We start from the raw sequence: 16,969 nt of genomic DNA on the forward strand, positions 1-16,969 counted from the left end.
GCGACAGTTTCACGCGGAGTGGGTACCGGTGCGCAGGGGGTCACCGAGTACCGAAATGATGGGGGTGAGCACGCGAACACCCGAGGTGAACATGAACGCGAGACGAAGACCCGGCAGGGTCGACAGCGAGAGCCCCATCCGGCTCATAGCCATGCTTGTCACGGTGATCGCGCTCTTACTCGCCGTCACCGTCGTTTTCCCACATTGACCGCCGCCGGTCAATCCGGTCAGTCCACGGGAGTATTGATGGGCCGCAGCCTGCGAGGTCCCGAGTCCGGCCGCGACGGCGGCGGCCCCAGCACCACGCGCGCGTTGGTGACGAACGCGCCATCCGGTGACGCGAGAATCGGATCGAGCGCCAGCGAACGCACCTCGGGATTGTCCTCGGCCAACGTCGCCACCCGCATCACCATGTCCTGCAAGGCGGCGAGATCGGCGGGCTCGTCACCCCGGTAACCGGTGAGCAGCGGCGCCGTCTTCGGCTCGCGCACCAGCGTCGCCGCGTCGACGTCGGTGAGAGGAACGGCCCGGAAAGCCTGATCCCCCAGCAACGAACTGACCACCCCGGAAAGCCCGAACGACACGAGCGAACCGAACGAGGGATCGTCCTGAAGGCCGATCACACACGACAATCCCTTTGGCGCCATGCGTTGCACGTACACATTGTCCAATTGAGACAGCTCGCGCAGATCCCGGTAGCTCACGCGAACCGAGTCCTCCGAGGTCAGATCCAGCCGCACACCGGCAAGATCGGGCCTGCCCCGCAACGTCTCGTCGAACGCTTTGAGCGTGACCGGATATCCCAGCTCCTCCGCCGCGGCCACGGCCGCGGCGGCGCTGGAGACGACCCGGAACGGTACGACGTCGATCCCGTAGCAGCGCAACAGCTCCACCACCTCGTCGTCGGAAAGCACGACGTTGGCGCCCTCGTCGGCCAGTCGCGACACGAGGCCCTGCGCCCGTTCGGGATGAAGACCGGCCGGGCGCACGAGCGTACCCTGCGGCCGCTGCCGCCACGCGGCGTAGCGGACAGCCCGCGCCAGCGCGTTCACCGCGCGTTCCGGACTGGGATAGGAAGGGATCGACCCGAAACGTGGGGCGCCGTCGTCTCCGAGGACGGCCAGTTCGTCTGGCACCCCCTCGGCCGCGAGGAACGTCGACACGATGGGTTTGTCCTGCCGGTCGCCCATCGCGACGACGGATTCCCGCAACGCGCGCGCATACGCCGACCCGGGAATGGCTACCGGAGGAACGAAAACCGCGACGAGCGCGTCCACCTCGGGCGAACGCAGCGCCTCACCGACCGCTTCGGCGAACTGCTCCGGCCCCGCCTGCGGCCCTATGTCGACCGGATCGATCCCGATCCGCAATCCCTGCGCTCGCGCGGTATCCGCGGCGAGCAGGCCGATCGCACTGGAGTTGCCCACGATCGCGATCCGTGACCCAGCGGGCAACGGCTGGTGCGCGAACACGAGTGCCGTGTCGAACAACTGCGCGAGCGAATCGACCCTGACGACACCGGCCTGCTCGAACAACGCCTGAACGCTCGACTCGTCGATCTCGGTCGACGTCGCCGCGAGCTGGGGGCGCACGGCGTGCCTTCCCGACTTCACCGCGACGATCGGTTTGCTGCGCGCCAGCCTGCGGGCCAGCCGCGCGAACTTGCGAGGATTACCGAACGACTCCAGATAGAGCAGAACCACATCGGTGTCCGGATCGGTTTCCCAATACTGCAACAGATCGTTGCCGGAAACGTCGGCCCTGTTTCCCGCCGATACGAACGTCGAAAGTCCCAGACCCCTCGAAGCCGAATCGGCGAGGATCGCGATTCCCAGTGCGCCGGACTGGCAGAAGAACCCGGTCCTTCCCCGCTTCGGCAACCTCGGCGCCAAGGTGGCATTGAGGCGAACGGCCGGATCGGTGTTGAGCACGCCGAGCGCGTTGGGACCGACCACCCGCATCCCGTGCGCTCTGGCCTCACCCACCAGACGCAGTTCGGCGTGCTGGCCGTGTGGTCCCGCCTCGGCGAACCCGCCGGAGACGATGACGAGTGTCTTGACCCCCTTGGCAAGCGCACCGTCCAATACGGACTCGACCTTTTCTGCCGGAACCGCGACGATCGCGAGATCGACGGGGTCGGGAATGTCCACGACGGACGGGTAGGCACGCACCCCGCGCACCGCCGCCCGCTCCGGGTTCACCGGATACACCGTCCCCGAGAAATCGGCGGAGAGCAGATTGCCGAGAACGGCATAACCGATCTTCATCGGGTCGGTCGATGCCCCGATGACCGCGACCGAGCGGGGATGCAGCAGATTGTGGACGCTACGCGCCTCGGCGGCCTGTTCCCTTGCCCTCGCGACGGCGAGCGATTCCTCGGTGGGATCGATGTCGAATTCCAGGTGGACGACTCCCTCCTCGAAGTCTCTGCTCACCTGGTATCCGGCGTCGCGAAAAACCCTGATCATGGCGGAGTTCTCGGCTAGCACCTCGGCGACGAACCTGCGCAGCCCTGACTCCGAAGCCGCCGCGGCAAGGTGCTCAAGCAAGATCGAACCGAGCCCCCGGCCCTGATGCGCGTCGTCGACGACGAAAGCCACCTCCGCCGATTCCTGGTCGAGCCGTTCATAGCGGCCTACCGCGACGATGTCGTCGCCGAGCATGGCCACGAAAGCGACCCTGTCGTGGTGATCGACCGTGGAAAAGCGAACGAGGTCGCGGGGCGGGATCCGGGGATAGGCACCGAAATACCGCAGATACCGCGAGCGTTCCGACAGCCTGCCGTGCATGGCGACAAGCCCGTCGGCGTCACTGGGCACGACAGGACGAAGGTGGACCGTCCCGCCGTCGGACAACACGACGTCGGCCTCCCACTGGCGCGGATAGTCGAACGGGTCCGCCGTCCCCGCCGAACCGCCGTCCCGCTGGGAATCGCCCGTCTTCACGACCGGGTCCCGGTGCTCGTGGTGATCACGCTGTCCCTCGTCTCGGTCGGTCAGTCCCTCGGATCGTCGGGGTCGAGGCCATGCAGCGGAAAGACCGCCCTTCGAGTGTCTCTGATGGCGATGTCCACCGCATCGTCGATGCCATCGCCCCACGCCGCGTAGCCTGTCTCGCCGCCATCGCCCATCACCTGCGGAAGCTCGGCGTGCGGAGCCAGTTCCCGCACCAGGTCCGTCCACCGCGACGGCAGCGGGGTCCGCGCCGGAACATCCCTGTCGAGCACCGTCGCCAGCAGGTGCGTCCACGACCTCGGCACGACCCTGAGCAACTGGTATCCGCCACCGCCGACGGCGAGCCAGTTGCCGTCGGCGAACCGGTCGGCGAGCCCGCGCAGCGTCTCGTAGATCGTGCGGTGACCGTCGACCGACAGCGAGAGATCGGCGAGCGGGTCCTCCTCGTGCGAGTCGACCCCGCACTGGCTCACCAGTATCTGCGGCCGGAACTCGGCCAGCAGCGAGGGCACGACGGCATGGAAGGCTCGCAACCAGCCCGCGTCCTTCGTTCCCGGAGGCAGTGGCACGTTGACGGCGGTGCCCTGCGCGTCGTCCTTCCCGATCTCCGCCGAGTAGCCCGTGCCGGGAAACAGGGTGAACGGGTGCTGGTGCAACGACACCGTGAGCACCCTCGGATCACCGTAGAAAGCGGCCTGCACGCCGTCGCCGTGGTGGACGTCCGTGTCGACGTAGGCGATGCGATCGAAACCGTTGTCCAGCAACCAGGAAATGGCCACCGACACGTCGTTGTAGACGCAGAAGCCGGCAGCGTGGTCCCGCATCGCGTGGTGAAGGCCGCCCGCGATGCTCACCGCGCGCCGCGCCTTGCCTTCGGCGATGCTGCGCGCACCGAGCAACGTCGATCCGACCACGAGCGAAGCCGCCTCGTGCATGCCGGTGAAGATCGGGTTGTCGGCCGTGCCGAGCCCGTGACCCACGTCCCAGCCCGCCATCGGTGCTTCCTTGACGGCCTCGATGTAGCCGGGGGCGTGCGCTCGGTACAGCTCGTCGCTGGCCGGTCCCGGAACCAGCAACGGCACGTCGTCGAGTACGCCGAGCGCGGTCGCCAGCTCGATGGTCAGCCGCAGCCGGACCGGATTGAAAGGGTGATCGCCACCCATGTCGTAACCGAGCAGTGCGGGGTCCCAGACCACGGCGGATGACGACATGGCCCCGAGCCTAACCGGGCTCTTCCCCGGTGACAGCGGGTCGCCCGGGGTCGGCCGACCATTCCGACCACGACCCCGGATAGAGCGGCGCCGGTTCGGGCCGTCCCGCGAGCGCGAGGGCGAGCACGATCGAACTGGCCGTGACCCCCGAGCCGCAGTAGGCGCCGACGGCCACGTCGTCGGTCACGCCGAGGGCGGCGAAGTGAGCGGCGAGCTCCGACGGCGCCAGCCACCGGCCGTCCTCACCGGTGTGCGCGGCGAACGGAGCGTTGACGGCCCCGGGAATGTGTCCCGGCCGGGGGTCGACGGGCTCGACCTCACCTCGGTAGCGCTGTGGTGCCCTCGCGTCCAGCAGGACACCCGAGCGGGCCGTCCCCTCGGCGGCGTCGGCGTCGAGCACCGGCATCCCGCCCTCTTTCACCACGATGTCGCCGAGTTCGGGCGAGGGCACGCCGGTGTCGATCCGCCACCCCTCCTCCAGCCACGCCGCGTATCCGCCGTCGAGTACGGCGACCTCCTCGTGACCGGCCCAGCGCAACAGCCACCAAGCCCGAGCGGCGACCGAACCGTCGCCGTCGTCGTAAACGACGACCGTGCCGCCGGATCGCACGCCCGCAGCCCTCAGCACACGCTGCAAAGCAGCCGATCCGGGAAGGGGATGCCTCCCGGCTGAGCCGGGCGGGCCTGCCAGCTCGGTGTCGAGATCGACGAACACCGCGCCCGGCAGGTGACCGGCGCGATAGGAATCGGCTCCCCTGGGTCCCCCCAGCCTCCACCGGACGTCGAGCACGGTCGGTAGCGTGGACGGCTCACCGGCCAGCAAGGCGGCGAGGTCGGTCGTGCTGATTACGGGGTGCATCCGCTCATCCTCCTCCGGAAGCCGCCGTTCACGCAGCGTGGGCAGCATGTGGCACGAAGGGCAGTCGTTATCCGATCGCGTGCCGTAACTGTCAGGACCAACGACTACCATGAGCAACGCGAACAAAGGGGACAGGCGTGAACGATCTCATCGACACCACAGAGATGTACTTGCGCACGATCTACGAGCTTGAGGAAGAGGGTGTCGTCCCGCTCCGCGCCCGCATCGCGGAGCGGCTACAGCAGAGCGGCCCCACCGTAAGCCAAACGGTCGCGCGAATGGAACGAGACGGGCTTGTCGTCGTCGCCGACGACCGGCACCTACAGCTCACCGACCACGGTCGGGAACTGGCGGTCGCGGTGATGCGCAAGCATCGGCTCGCCGAGCGCCTGCTGGTCGACGTCATCGGCCTCGAATGGGAGCACGTGCACAACGAGGCGTGCCGGTGGGAGCACGTGATGAGCGAAGCGGTCGAGCGCAAGCTCGTCAAGCTGCTCGATCACCCCACGACCTCGCCGTACGGCAATCCCATCCCCGGCCTCGACAAGCTCGGCGAAGGGGAGCCGGCTCCTCCCGCCGAGTCCGACCTGGTCAGGCTCGACGAGGTCGCGAGGTCCGGCGGCGGCAAGGTCGAGATCCGGCGCATCGCGGAACACGTGCAGCTCGACGAGGGCCTCATGACCGAACTCAAGTCGGTCGGCATCCTGCCGGGGCACACCGTGCACATCGGCAAGATCAACGGCGGCGGTTCCACCGTCGAGGTGTCCGACGACACCCGCTCGGCGCACGTCGCGGCCTCGGTGCTGCACGCGGTACTCGCGCAGGCTCGATGACCGCTGCGGCCACCGCCCACGGCGACAGGGACACCTGCGTCTCACGGTGGCCCGCGGTGGCCCGGCTTCCGCGGGCCTGTCTCGCGCGGTGCCCGGTGACCGGGCAACGTCTGCGCGGCGAGCGATCCATCAGGCGGTGGTTGATCGGGCTCGGGTTGATCGGGCTCGGGTCGATCGAGCGCCGATCAGCTGAGCGGCGGCAGAGCGGGCAACGGCTGGCCGGTCACGGGCCTGCCGAGCCAAGGGTGGCCGGCTACCAGCAGGCAACCGGCCGGCGACAGGCCGTGTGGAACCCGGCCGGATGTCAGTCGGCCGCCCAACGGCCCGAAACGCCATGGGTCGCTGGGTTCCAACCGACGGGACAACGGCTCATCACGCCGCGACTGGCCGAGCACCAGCGGGCCAGGCATCGGCCCACCGAGCCTCAACCCGCTGAGCCACGGCGGGCCGGACCCCAGCGGCCGCGCCGACGACTCGCCGGGCAGCAGCTGGCCGGGCTTGACACGTGGCCGTCGGCCACAAGGCGGACATCGGCCACACGGCGATCGTCAGCCGAACGGCCAACGGCAGCACGACCATCGGCAGCCGCGCCCTCGTCACCTCCCGTGCCGTCGCAAGCTCCCGTGCCGTCGTCACCTCCCGTGTCGTCGTCACCTCCCGTGTCGTCACAGGCCCCGCTCCCTCGCAGACTTCCGTACTGGCGTGGCCTCCCTCGATGTCAATCGTCGCGCCCTCCCCATCGGCGTCCCCGCGCGTGGCGGCACTTTCCGTGACGGCCCCGCCCACGGCAGCCATGTCGACACCAATCACCCCGCGCAACCCCGACCAGGAAAGCAACCAGTTGTGACCGAACCCGTCGCAGGCGAACCCGCGAGCGCCGCACCAACACCGCCCCCCTCCTACGGTGCGGAACCGACACCTCCGGGTCCCCCCACCCCCTCCCCTTCCCCTTCCCCTTCCTCTTCCTCTTCCTCTTCGAAAGCTGCTGCCCCAACAGCCACCCCGCCAACACCCCCAGGACCGCTGCCACCGAAAGGCTCGCCCGCGCACGCCGCCAGCGCCGCTTTCCGCTCGCTTCACGGCCACGATCCACACGGAGTGTGGTCAGCCCCCGGCAGAGTGAATCTGATCGGCGAGCACACCGACTACAACGACGGCTACGTGCTGCCGTTCGCGCTGCCACATCGACTTGCCGCCGCCGTCGCGCCACGAGCCGACACGCTGCTCTCGGTGGCCACCCTCGGATCGGACGGCCGCATCCAGCAAGCGGAACCCATCGAGATCGCGGCGCTGCACCCCGGCTCACCCAGCGGCTGGGCCGCCTACCCCGCGGGCGTCGCCTGGGCACTGCGCGACCAGGGCATCGACAAGGGGGCCGACCTCGTCATCGCAGGCGACGTCCCCACCGGCGCGGGCCTTTCCTCCTCCGCGGCGCTGGAATGCGCCGTGACGCTGGCGCTGCTCGGCGCGGCAGGCCATCCCGAACCCGACGAACACGACCGGCCCCACATCGCCCGTCTCGCGCAGCGAGCGGAGAACGAATTCGTCGGCGTCCCCACCGGCGCACTCGACCAGACCGCCTCGATGTGCTGCGTCGCCGGGAACGTGCTGTTCCTCGACGTCCGCTCCGGAGCCGCCGAACAGGTGCCGTTCGACCTCGAACGCGCGGGCCTTCGCATCCTCGTGATCGATACCAGGGTCAAGCACGCGCACAGCGAATCCGGCTACGGCGACCGCCGCCGCGGCACCGAGAAAGCCGCAGCGCTGCTCGGCATCGACGCGCTCCGCGACATTCCGCCCGAAGGGCTACCGGAAGCACTCACCACACTGCCCGAGGACCTCGCCCCGCTCGTGCGGCACGTCGTCACCGAAAACGCGCGCGTACTCGACGTCGTCACACTGCTCAAACAAGACGACATCGCGAACATCGGCCCACTACTCGACGCCTCGCACACGAGCATGCGCGACGACTACCGGATCTCCACCCCCGAACTCGACCTCGCGGTCGACACCGCCCGCTCCGCGGGCGCGCTCGGCGCCAGGATGACCGGAGGCGGATTCGGCGGCTCCGCCATCGCCCTCGTGCCGAGCAACGAGCAACAGGCCGTCGAAAAGGCCGTCACAGCGGCATTCGACGACGCCGGATTCCGCAGACCCCGGCTGTTCACCGGTGTCCCTTCCGCCGGCGCGGGAAGAGACACCACCTGATCAACCCCGGCTCGCGACCGCGATCCCCCGAGGTGCACACTGCGGAGACCACCCAGCATCAGGAAAGCAGAACGAGGACCCGAGGCAGACAAGGCAAACACAGCAACCACAAGGCATCGCGGGCCGCAACGCGCCCGCACAGACCCCCGGTGGACCGAACACGGACCCAACGGCGACAAGCCTTGACGCATCACCTCCTCGTCACAACTCAGCTCACGAAAGGCCGGCCAGGGACATGACCACCGACACCGCGACACCGAACAAACCCAGGAAACTGGTCGTCACGGGCGGTGCAGGCTACGTCGGCAGCGTGTGCGCGGCCCGGCTGATCGAAGCCGGACACGACGTCACCGTCGTCGACGATCTGTCGACCGGCCACGCGGACGCCATTCCCGACGGCGCGCGTTTCGTCGAAGGCGACGCCGCCGAGGTCGCCGAAACACTCCTCGCGGAAGGATTCGACGGCGTACTCCACTTCGCCGCGAAATCCCTCGTCGGCGAATCAATGCAAGACCCAGGCACCTACTGGCGCGGCAACGTCGTCACCTCCCTCCGATTGCTCGATGCCATGCGCGGCCACGGCACCCCCCGGCTCGTGTTCTCATCCACCGCCGCCACCTACGGCGAACCCGAGAGCAGCCCCATCCCGGAAACGGCGCCAACCAAGCCGACCAACACCTACGGCGCCACCAAACTGGCGATCGACCACGCCATAACCAGCTACGCCATGGCGCACGGACTCGCCGCCGTGAGCCTGAGGTACTTCAACGTCGCCGGCGCATACGACCAGTTCGGCGAACGGCACGCCACCGAAACGCACCTGATCCCGCTCGTGCTCCAGGTCGCGAGCGGAACCCGTGAACAGGTACAGATCTACGGCGACGACTACCCCACCGACGACGGCACCGCCGTCCGTGACTACATCCACGTCGCCGACCTCGCCGACGCGCACCTGCTCGCACTCGACCACGCACGCGCCGGCGAACACCAGATCTACAACCTCGGCAACGGGACGGGATTCTCCGTGCGCCAAGTGATCGAGGCGTGCAGGAGCGTCACCGGACACCCGATCCCCGCCGTGGTCAGCCAGCGCAGGGCAGGCGACCCCGCCGTACTGGTCGCGGCCAGCGATCAGGCCCGCGAGCGGCTCGGCTGGAAACCCGAACGCACCGACCTCACCGGCATCGTCGCCGACGCGTGGCGGTTCACCCAGGACCGCGCTCAGACCGGCCCTGCCTGACGGCATCCGGATCCTCGTCAACCGCACCCTGAGAATGCGGCTGCGCGGGATCACCCGCCCCAGACCGCATCGGCGGTGCACCACCCAACGGTGAGCCGTCGCAGGCCCGTGCCAGCCGGGTCATGCGTTGCGGCGGCATCGCGTGACCGAGCGCCTGCTCCAGCAAGCCCGCGAGCACATGCCCAGGATCGGCATCTCTCGCCACCGCCGTCGCCATGCCCGCCAACGGGCCTTCTCCTCGCACATAGGCGGAGTAGGCGAGCAGGCTCGCCGCCTGCGCCCGCTCGGGGAGCGGAGTTTCGCGCATCAACGCGAACCACACCTGTTCCGCCGCTCTGGCCAATGTCGACCCCGCGGGGACCGCGATGGCCAGCGCCGCATCCCTCACCGGAGCCATGGCCAGCGCCATCGCCATGTCCACGACCTGCCGGTCGGTGAACCTCAGCTCGCCCCGCAGCGCCCTGTCGATCGCGGATCGCACCACGAGGAACCCGTCCGCGACGGCATCCTCCCTTTCCACGCCAGCGAGCTCGTCGACCCTGGCGTCGAGCAAGGCCGAACGCCGCCCTAGCACCTCAGGGCTCGCCTCTTCCAGCAACGCCCTTTCCATGTCGTGTCTGCTCGGATACGTCACCAGTCCGGCATGGGCAGTGGCGGCGGCCAACGCCGAGGACCCGGGATCGGGTATTTCCCCGTGACAACCCGCGTCGTCGTAACACAGCCAGCGGGCGCCTCGCACGATCTCCGATGCCCACACCGAATGCCGCACAGGCACATCGGCGGCAGCGAACAGGTCCGCCAGCTCACCGACAAGCGCGCGGTGGGGCGGCCCGTTGGCCTGTTCCCCCGGATGGCGACCGACCACGGCGACCGTGACCGCGGAAACCCCGCCACGCAACAACGGCAAGCGAAGCGACGCGGCGAGGCCGGGTTCATCGCCGAGCGGCGGCAAATCGGCACGCAGTACGGAACCGACGCGGTCACGGTCACCGCCGTGGCCGATGAGCAACACCGAATCCTGCGGACTGAATCCGAGCAGATGCGGTGTCGCGGCCAGCAATTCGCCTGGGCCGCGAAGGTCGATGGTGATCGGGGCGGGTGTGGAAGTGGTCATGGGGTCAACGATGGGTTGGTGGGGGTGGGAAGGGAAGTGGGGAAGGGGGAATCTGTGGATAGGTGGGGGGTTGTGGACAGGGTGCGATGAGGGCAGGGCTGATAGTGGGTTTGTGTCGGTGGGGTGGAATATCGTGGTCGCCGCCAGGCGAGTCGTCCTCTGCGATAGAACAACGCTTCGACGTCGACGCCTCGGCAACAGCGTGCGCGACGATCTCCATCCATCCACACCGGGACCCACCCGTGGTCCGGCGTCACCGGCGAAGGCCCCATTCGCGGGGCGCGACACCACGACATCAGTCCGAAAAGGACGGATTAGAGGAGGTTCTCGCCACCCATTCCTCGCCGGAACTCCTCGGCACGCACTACCACCCGTGCCTCCGTGGCGCAGGGCTCTCTCGTGTGGCGTGATGCGCGCCGTTCGTAGCGCGTCCTGGCACGGCGGGCAACGAGAACGATGCGGGATCGGATACAACCGAACCCGCCGGAACGGCAATCAGAACGCGGCCCGCAGGCTCGCCTTTCCTCCGACGACCGGCAACGACACCGTGGTCTTGTTCAACGTCATCGCCAGCCCCGTGCCCGGTTTCGGCCGCAACGTGAAGTCGTGGTCACTCGACAACAACACGAACTCCAGTACATGCCCCCGTTCCAGCACGTAGTCCTGAGGCTGCAACCCGAACGAGAGGTCATACGAAACACCGGGCCGGATCCGGTCGGTGCGATGGTCGCCCTTGCGGTTCTGCGGATCCGCCCAACCACGAGTGATCACCCGCGACGTGCCGTCAGGGGCACGATCGACGAGTACCCCGGTCACGTTGGCCGCGGGCCGGTCAACCGCGATCCGCACGTCCACGACCGGAGTTCCGCTCAACCGCACCGGTTGCCGCGCGGCGGGAGTCGCGTAGGCGAGCCGGTTTCCCGAAGCCGCCAGATCGACGAGCTCCTCTACGGTCTTGCCCGAGTCGTCCGTGAGCCGTTCGACGACGGGCTTTCCCCTGAGCGCGGTCTTCACGTCGAGCCCGCCACGCTCCGCCCCTCCGGGCCGGGGATGCACGTCGACATCCCGCGTTCCCGGCGCGGGCCAGTCGGCTTCCTCCGTCCACGACTCGTCCTCACGCTGGATCGTGGCCCTCGGCTCCCGCTCCACTCCGTTGTCGACGTCGTAGAGATAGTGCGAGATCCACCTGTTGAACGTCGCCAGCCACTCGTCCCTCCGCAACGACAACGGGTCTGTGTGGCCGGACTGGTGGAGCCAGATCTTGCGTTCGACACCGTGCTCGCCAAGCGCTTCGTACCACGCGGCAACCTGGCTGGTGGTGACGTTCCAGTCGCTCAACCCGTGCACGGCGAGCACCGAGGCGCGCACCTTGCCCGCGTCGTCGAGGTAATTACGTTCGTCCCAGAAGGCGTTGTAGTCACCGGTGACCCTGTCCTGCCGTGCGGCGAGCTCCTCGATGACCGGCTTGCAGATCTCCTTGTCCGCCCTCGTGTAGACGTACTCGGCGAGAACGTCGGCGTCCTCGCCCTGGTAACCGCCGGGAGCCACGACGGCACCGTTTTCCCGGTAGTAGTCGTACCAGTCCGAGATAGCCGCGATCGGCACGATCGTCTCAAGTCCCTCGACACCGGTGCTCGCGACCGCGTTGGGCAACGTTCCGTTGTAGGAAACGCCCGTCATGGCGGTCTTTCCGGTGGTCCAGTCCGCCGAAACCGGAGCACCGTCCGCGTCGCGAGCGGAAGCCCTGCCGTTGAGCCAGTCGACGACGGATCGAGCGCCCACGGTCTCGTTCGTCCCGCCCGTCGTCGGGCAGCCGGTGGAAAGGCCGCTGCCGAGCGATTCGGCGTACACGACGGCGAAACCACGCGCGAGCAGGTACTCCTCGTACCGCCACGTAATCTGAGGCATCGGCTTGCCTGGCTTGCCCGGCACGTACAACTCGACGTCCACGTCGTGGTTAACCACCGGGTTACCGCCAGCGAAATACGGGCTGGCCTGGTAGACGACAGGCACCCGTAGTCCCTGTTCGGTCGCCGTCGGCCGCACGATCTCGATGTGCACCTCGTCGTCGGCGCCGTCACGATCACTGTCGACGGGCGCGCTGACCCACAGACTCTCCCTCACCACGTCCTGAGGATCGAAAACCGGCTGTGCCTGGCCATCCTCGAACACCGGCCCCTGAGGTGGCTCCGCGGCCGCGGCCGGCGCCAGCGGCACCGCGATGACGACCGCACCCAGCGCTGCGACGACAATTCTCGGCAAACGCGCTGATCTCACGAGAACCCCCAGGCGGCTCGGGCGGCAGAGAACGGCTCGACTTTTCCCAGGCATGCCTTCCATGTCAAGGAAGCCGCGCCACGAACCGACGAAAGAACCGGGAGGGCACACCGATACCGGATCGTCAATCGGCTGGACGGCTCACCCCTGCCGGACGATGTCGTAGCGTTCGCCCCATGCCCACCACACTCGACGCGCCCATCGTCGCGGTCACGGTCTATCCTCACCAAGCCCGGATCACCCGCAAAGGCACGGCCGCACCAGGAACGGGCGACCTTCTGGCCGTCACCGGCCTCCCGCTGGAACTGCTGGCCGACTCCGTCAGGGTCGGTGGGCACGGCCCTGCCACCATCGCGGGCGTCGAGGTCAGGGTCGACCGCGAAGCCGAACCCGACGGTGCCACCGTGCGCGAACTGCGCACGAGACGACGGGCCGCGCGCGGCGCGCTCGACGAGGCCACCGACGCACTGTCCGTCACCGGCGCGAGAGCCCGGCTGCTTGAGAAACTTTCCGAACGTTCTGCAGCGGCGTTCGCCAAGAGCCTTGCGAACGGCACGGCCCAGCCTGCCAGGGTCACCGAGGTCGCCGACGCGCTCACCGGGCAGCTCACGGCCGTACTCGCCGAACGGAGGACACTCGCCGAACGGCACGAACGGCTCACCGAGGAACTCGCGGCGGCCGAGCGAGCGCTCCAAGCAGTCGGCGCTGCCGAAGCGGGCGACACGACCACCGTGCTCATCGAGGTGACGCGCGATGACCCCTCGGCCGTCATCGACATCGAAGTGTCCTATGTGGTCACATCAGCGAGCTGGGAATCCGCATACGACGTGCGGTTGACCGAAGGAGAACTCGCACTCACCTGGCACGGCATGATCACCCAGCGCTCGGGCGAGGACTGGCCGGAATGCGACCTCGCCCTCTCGACCGCGCGTCCGGCCAACACCGTCACCGTGCCTGATCTCCAGCCCTGGTATCTGGACCGGGTCCGGCCGGTTCCGTCGCGCTCGGCGAGCCGGGCGGCCGAAAGCGCTCCCTACGGCGCGGCCCTTCCACAGGCGCCTGGCGCGGTACGGCACGCGACGGCGACCGTCGAGCAAGGACCCGCCGCCGCGACCTACCGGCCCGCGCGGCCGGTCGCCGTCGCCTCCGACGGCAGCGCACACCGCGGCCTCCTCGCCGAACTGAGCCTCGGCGTGACTCTCGACCACCTCGCGGCACCCGTCGCCGACGACAGCGTCTACCTGAGGGCGGTCGCGACGAACCGCTCCGAACACGCGCTGCCGCGCGGAAAAGCCTCCGTCTTCCACGGCACAGAGTTCGTCGGCACCACCCGGCTCGCCCCGTGGGCCCCCGGCGAGGAGGTCGAACTCGCGCTCGGTGTCGACGACCGGATCAGGGTGAAACGCGAACTCGTCAAACGCACCGCGGGCAAGTCGTCGCTGTCCGGCACCCGCAAGCGCGAAGCCGCGTACCGGATCACCGTCGGCAACCACGGCAGGCGAACCGCCACGGTCACCGTGCTCGACCAGATTCCCGTCTCCCGCGACGGCGACATCGTCGTGCGCGACGTGCGCGCCACACCCGACCCGGTCGACGACGGCGAATCCGGCGAACTGGGCGAATTGCGCTGGCGACTCGAACTCGCGCCCGGCACCAGCGAAGAAATCTCCTTCGGGTTCCGGGTCGACGCCGCCAAGGGCGTCGAAGTGGGAAATTGGCGGGAGTAATGGTTACCTCGTGTTGACCGGAACCCCACTGATCAAGTGATTCGATGAGGGAGTGAACCGTCGCACGGTCGCTCTCTGTCTGCTGGCCTCGGGCTTGCTCGCGGCCACGGTCGTCGGTGTCACGACCGACGGCGGTGCCGTCGCGCGATCGGGCGACCGCGTCCCCGCTGTCTCCTCGACGGGACCCCTGAATGCCGTGAAGCCCGTCGACTGCCGGACGACGACCCGTGGCGACGCCGCGCTCGCGCAGGAGGTCGCGGCGGCCATCACCGAAGTCGCACCCGGCACCCGCGTCGGTCTCGCCGTCCACGACCGCCTCACGAACACCACGATCACCAGCCTGAACGCCGACGAACCCTTTTACACGGCTTCCGTGGTGAAACTGCTGATCGCGATCGCGGTGCTACACGAGGCGAACTGGCAGGTGCCCGAAGGGCAGGACAGGGCCGATCTCGCCGCGATGCTCTCCGGAAGCTCCGACCCCGTCGCCTCCGCGTTGTGGGGCGCCCACGGCGCCACCGACATCAACCACGAGGTGAGCGCGCTTCTCGGGCTCGGCGGCACGAGCCCGCCCTCCCAGCCAGGCCAGTGGGAGATGACCAGGATGAGCCCAAGGGACGTCGTCCGCGTCTACGAGTTCATCGACACCGAGATGCCGGGCCCGGCACGCGATTTCGTCGTCGGCGCGCTCGCGGACGCCACCCGCGTCGCGATCGACGGATTCGACCAGTACTTCGGCATCCCGGACGCGCTGCCCGGGGCCGAGAAGGCTGTCAAACAGGGCTGGATGCACATCAGGAACGGGCTCGTGCTCAACACCACCGGAATGATCGGCGCCGAAGGCCGGTACGTGGTCGCGCTGCTGACCGAGGGCCCCGCCGCCAGCACCTTCGATCCCGCGACGACCGCGCTCACCCGTGGCGTCGCGGTCCTCGCGCCGACGCTGACCGGACCCGAAGGCTGACCGGCTAGGCTCACCCTTCGATGAGCAAGCTCAGGCAACGGGTCGCCGACGCGGCGGAGAAAGCGTTGGCACGCCAGCATTACGTGGCCCCTTTCGAACTGTTCGGCGCCCTCGGCTGGCTGCGGGCCACCGCCGCCGAGGAATGGCGAAGCGGGAAACTCACCCACCTGGCCACCGCGCTCCCCGTCGACGAGCACCGGCTGCTGGAGGCCGTCGACCACCTCACGGACTGGGCGCGGGAACGAGCTCTCGTCCCCAGCGAGACCAGCTACCTTTCCCGCACAAGGGACGCGGGCCAGCTCCGCTTCACCGAGACCGCGCGCGAGGACGTCGAAACGCGGCTGCGTACCCACTGGCTCTCACCGGCGCTCACCGAGAAACGCCGCACTCAGCTCACCGCCAGACAGAACAAGGCACCCGATTTGACCGTCTCCCCCGCGAACGGGCCGTGGTCCTGCTCGGAATGCCGTGGCCGGCTCGACGAAGGCGAATTCCAGCTCACCGAGGCGAGCACCACCCTCTGCCTTTCCTGCGCGGACTTCGACCACCTCACGTTCCTGCCAGCCGGAAACGCCGCGCTCTCCAGAAGGGCCCGCTCCGAAAGCACCCTGTCCGTGCTCGTGGTCCGGTTCAACCGTCGCCGCAAGCGGTTCGAACGGCAAGGAATACTGGTCGAACAGGCCGCACTGGAACGCGCCGAGCAACAGTGCCTCGCCGACGAGGACCTCAGAGCACGGCGCAGGGAAAGGGACGCCGAACGGCGCGCACACCAGGACATCGAATTCCGGAACCGGTTCACCACCGAAATCCTCCGGCTGTTCCCCGGCTGCCCCCGCGAGCGGGCGGGCGCTATCGCGGCGCACGCCGGAACGCGCGGCAGCGGAAGGGTTGGCCGGTCGGCCGAGGGAAGAGCACTCGACGAGAACGCGATCCGCATGGCGGTCGTCGCCTCGGTCAGGCACCTCGACACCGACTACGACCGGCTGCTCATGGCCGGAGTACCCCGCGCGAAAGCCCGCGAGGACATCCGCGCCGGAATCGAGAAGGTACTCGGCCGCTGGGAATCAGCCGGTGCTGTGGAACGTGCCTGAAATGTAGGCCTCAAGCTGTTCCTGGTTGAGTTGCAGCTCATCCATCCGCGACTTCACCACGTCGCCGATGCTGACGATCCCGCCGAGCCCGCCGTCGACGAGCACGGGCACATGCCTGATGCGGCGCTCGGTCATCACCGCACTGAGCTGGTCGACCGAATCCGTCGGCTCACAGGTCGCCACGATCATCGTCATGATCTCGGACACCGGGCGGGACAGCAGCGCGGGCCCGTGCTCGTGGATCCGCCGCACGACATCCCGTTCGGACACGATGCCGGCAAGCTCACCCCCGTCGCCCACGACCACCAGCGCGCCGACGTTGTACTCGGCGAGTCTCGCGAGAAGTTCGGTCACCGTGGTCTCAGGGGCAACGGTGACCACCGTCGAACCCTTGCTACGCAGCAGGTCGGCAATCCGCATGACAATCCTCCGGCCTATAGTGATCCGACTCACACCAGGTTAGTGGCCGGGGAGAGAACGTCAAACAACCC

13 protein-coding genes are annotated in these 16,969 nt (G+C 68.4%); 6 read left to right on the forward strand and 7 right to left on the reverse strand.

The features are described from left to right. Positions 1-9: 9 nt before the first annotated feature. The 4 genes from BAY61_RS23600 to BAY61_RS23615 form a co-directional block, all read right to left on the reverse strand. On the reverse strand, positions 10-153 hold the full coding sequence (locus BAY61_RS23600) for a hypothetical protein (protein ID WP_170140239.1): 144 nt from the start codon (positions 151-153) through the stop codon (positions 10-12). Between the two features lie 74 nt (positions 154-227). Beyond that, the gene (locus BAY61_RS23605; RefSeq protein ID WP_091807872.1) at positions 228-2,945 is read right to left on the reverse strand and encodes a bifunctional acetate--CoA ligase family protein/GNAT family N-acetyltransferase; all 2,718 of its coding nucleotides are present in this window, start codon (positions 2,943-2,945) and stop codon (positions 228-230) included. A 50-nt stretch (positions 2,946-2,995) separates the two neighbouring features. Continuing rightward, positions 2,996-4,165 carry an acetoin utilization protein AcuC gene (locus BAY61_RS23610; RefSeq protein WP_091807874.1) on the reverse strand — a complete coding sequence of 390 codons (1,170 nt, stop codon included), beginning with the start codon at positions 4,163-4,165 and terminating at the stop codon, positions 2,996-2,998. Positions 4,166-4,175: 10 nt separating this feature from the next. Then, a complete protein-coding gene (locus tag BAY61_RS23615) occupies positions 4,176-5,024 on the reverse strand; it encodes a sulfurtransferase (RefSeq protein WP_091807993.1) in 849 nt (282 codons plus the stop codon). Positions 5,025-5,161: 137 nt separating this feature from the next. Here BAY61_RS23615 and BAY61_RS23620 point away from each other — a divergent pair, with 137 nt between their 5' ends. The 3 genes from BAY61_RS23620 to galE all read left to right on the forward strand — a co-directional run bounded on the left by BAY61_RS23620 (position 5,162) and on the right by galE (position 9,305). Then, positions 5,162-5,857, forward strand: coding sequence for an iron-dependent transcriptional repressor DtxR (locus BAY61_RS23620; RefSeq protein WP_091807875.1), 696 nt, complete (start codon positions 5,162-5,164; stop codon positions 5,855-5,857). A 1,023-nt stretch (positions 5,858-6,880) separates the two neighbouring features. Beyond that, positions 6,881-8,065, forward strand: a complete 1,185-nt coding sequence (gene galK / locus BAY61_RS23630) for a galactokinase (protein WP_091807995.1) — start codon at positions 6,881-6,883, stop codon at positions 8,063-8,065. Between the two features lie 235 nt (positions 8,066-8,300). Next, positions 8,301-9,305 (forward strand): UDP-glucose 4-epimerase GalE, encoded by a 1,005-nt coding sequence (gene galE, locus BAY61_RS23635; RefSeq protein WP_091807878.1) that lies wholly within the window; start codon positions 8,301-8,303, stop codon positions 9,303-9,305. Here the strand turns inward: galE and BAY61_RS23640 are convergent. Next, positions 9,271-10,419 carry a DUF4192 domain-containing protein gene (locus BAY61_RS23640; protein WP_091807880.1) on the reverse strand — a complete coding sequence of 383 codons (1,149 nt, stop codon included), beginning with the start codon at positions 10,417-10,419 and terminating at the stop codon, positions 9,271-9,273. The genes galE and BAY61_RS23640 overlap by 35 nt on opposite strands. A 495-nt stretch (positions 10,420-10,914) precedes the next feature. Beyond that, on the reverse strand, positions 10,915-12,750 hold the full coding sequence (locus tag BAY61_RS23645) for a Xaa-Pro dipeptidyl-peptidase (protein ID WP_091807997.1): 1,836 nt from the start codon (positions 12,748-12,750) through the stop codon (positions 10,915-10,917). 122 nt (positions 12,751-12,872) lie between these two features. Here BAY61_RS23645 and BAY61_RS23650 point away from each other — a divergent pair, with 122 nt between their 5' ends. From BAY61_RS23650 to BAY61_RS23660, 3 genes are read left to right on the forward strand one after another with little or no spacing between them, the layout of a single operon-like run. Next, entirely contained in the window at positions 12,873-14,423 is a 1,551-nt protein-coding gene (locus BAY61_RS23650; protein ID WP_091807882.1) for a DUF4139 domain-containing protein, read from the forward strand. A 52-nt stretch (positions 14,424-14,475) separates the two neighbouring features. Then, on the forward strand, positions 14,476-15,387 hold the full coding sequence (locus BAY61_RS23655) for a serine hydrolase (RefSeq protein WP_091807883.1): 912 nt from the start codon (positions 14,476-14,478) through the stop codon (positions 15,385-15,387). A 20-nt stretch (positions 15,388-15,407) separates the two neighbouring features. After that, positions 15,408-16,478, forward strand: coding sequence for a DUF2293 domain-containing protein (locus BAY61_RS23660; RefSeq protein ID WP_091807885.1), 1,071 nt, complete (start codon positions 15,408-15,410; stop codon positions 16,476-16,478). Here the strand turns inward: BAY61_RS23660 and BAY61_RS23665 are convergent. Further along, positions 16,452-16,898: a CBS domain-containing protein gene (locus tag BAY61_RS23665; protein WP_091807887.1), complete on the reverse strand. Its 447-nt coding sequence runs from the start codon at positions 16,896-16,898 to the stop codon at positions 16,452-16,454. The two genes, BAY61_RS23660 and BAY61_RS23665, sit on opposite strands and share 27 nt — an antisense overlap. Positions 16,899-16,969 lie beyond the last annotated feature (71 nt).

This window comes from Prauserella marina, assembly GCF_002240355.1.
GTDB lineage: Bacteria > Actinomycetota > Actinomycetes > Mycobacteriales > Pseudonocardiaceae > Prauserella_A > Prauserella_A marina.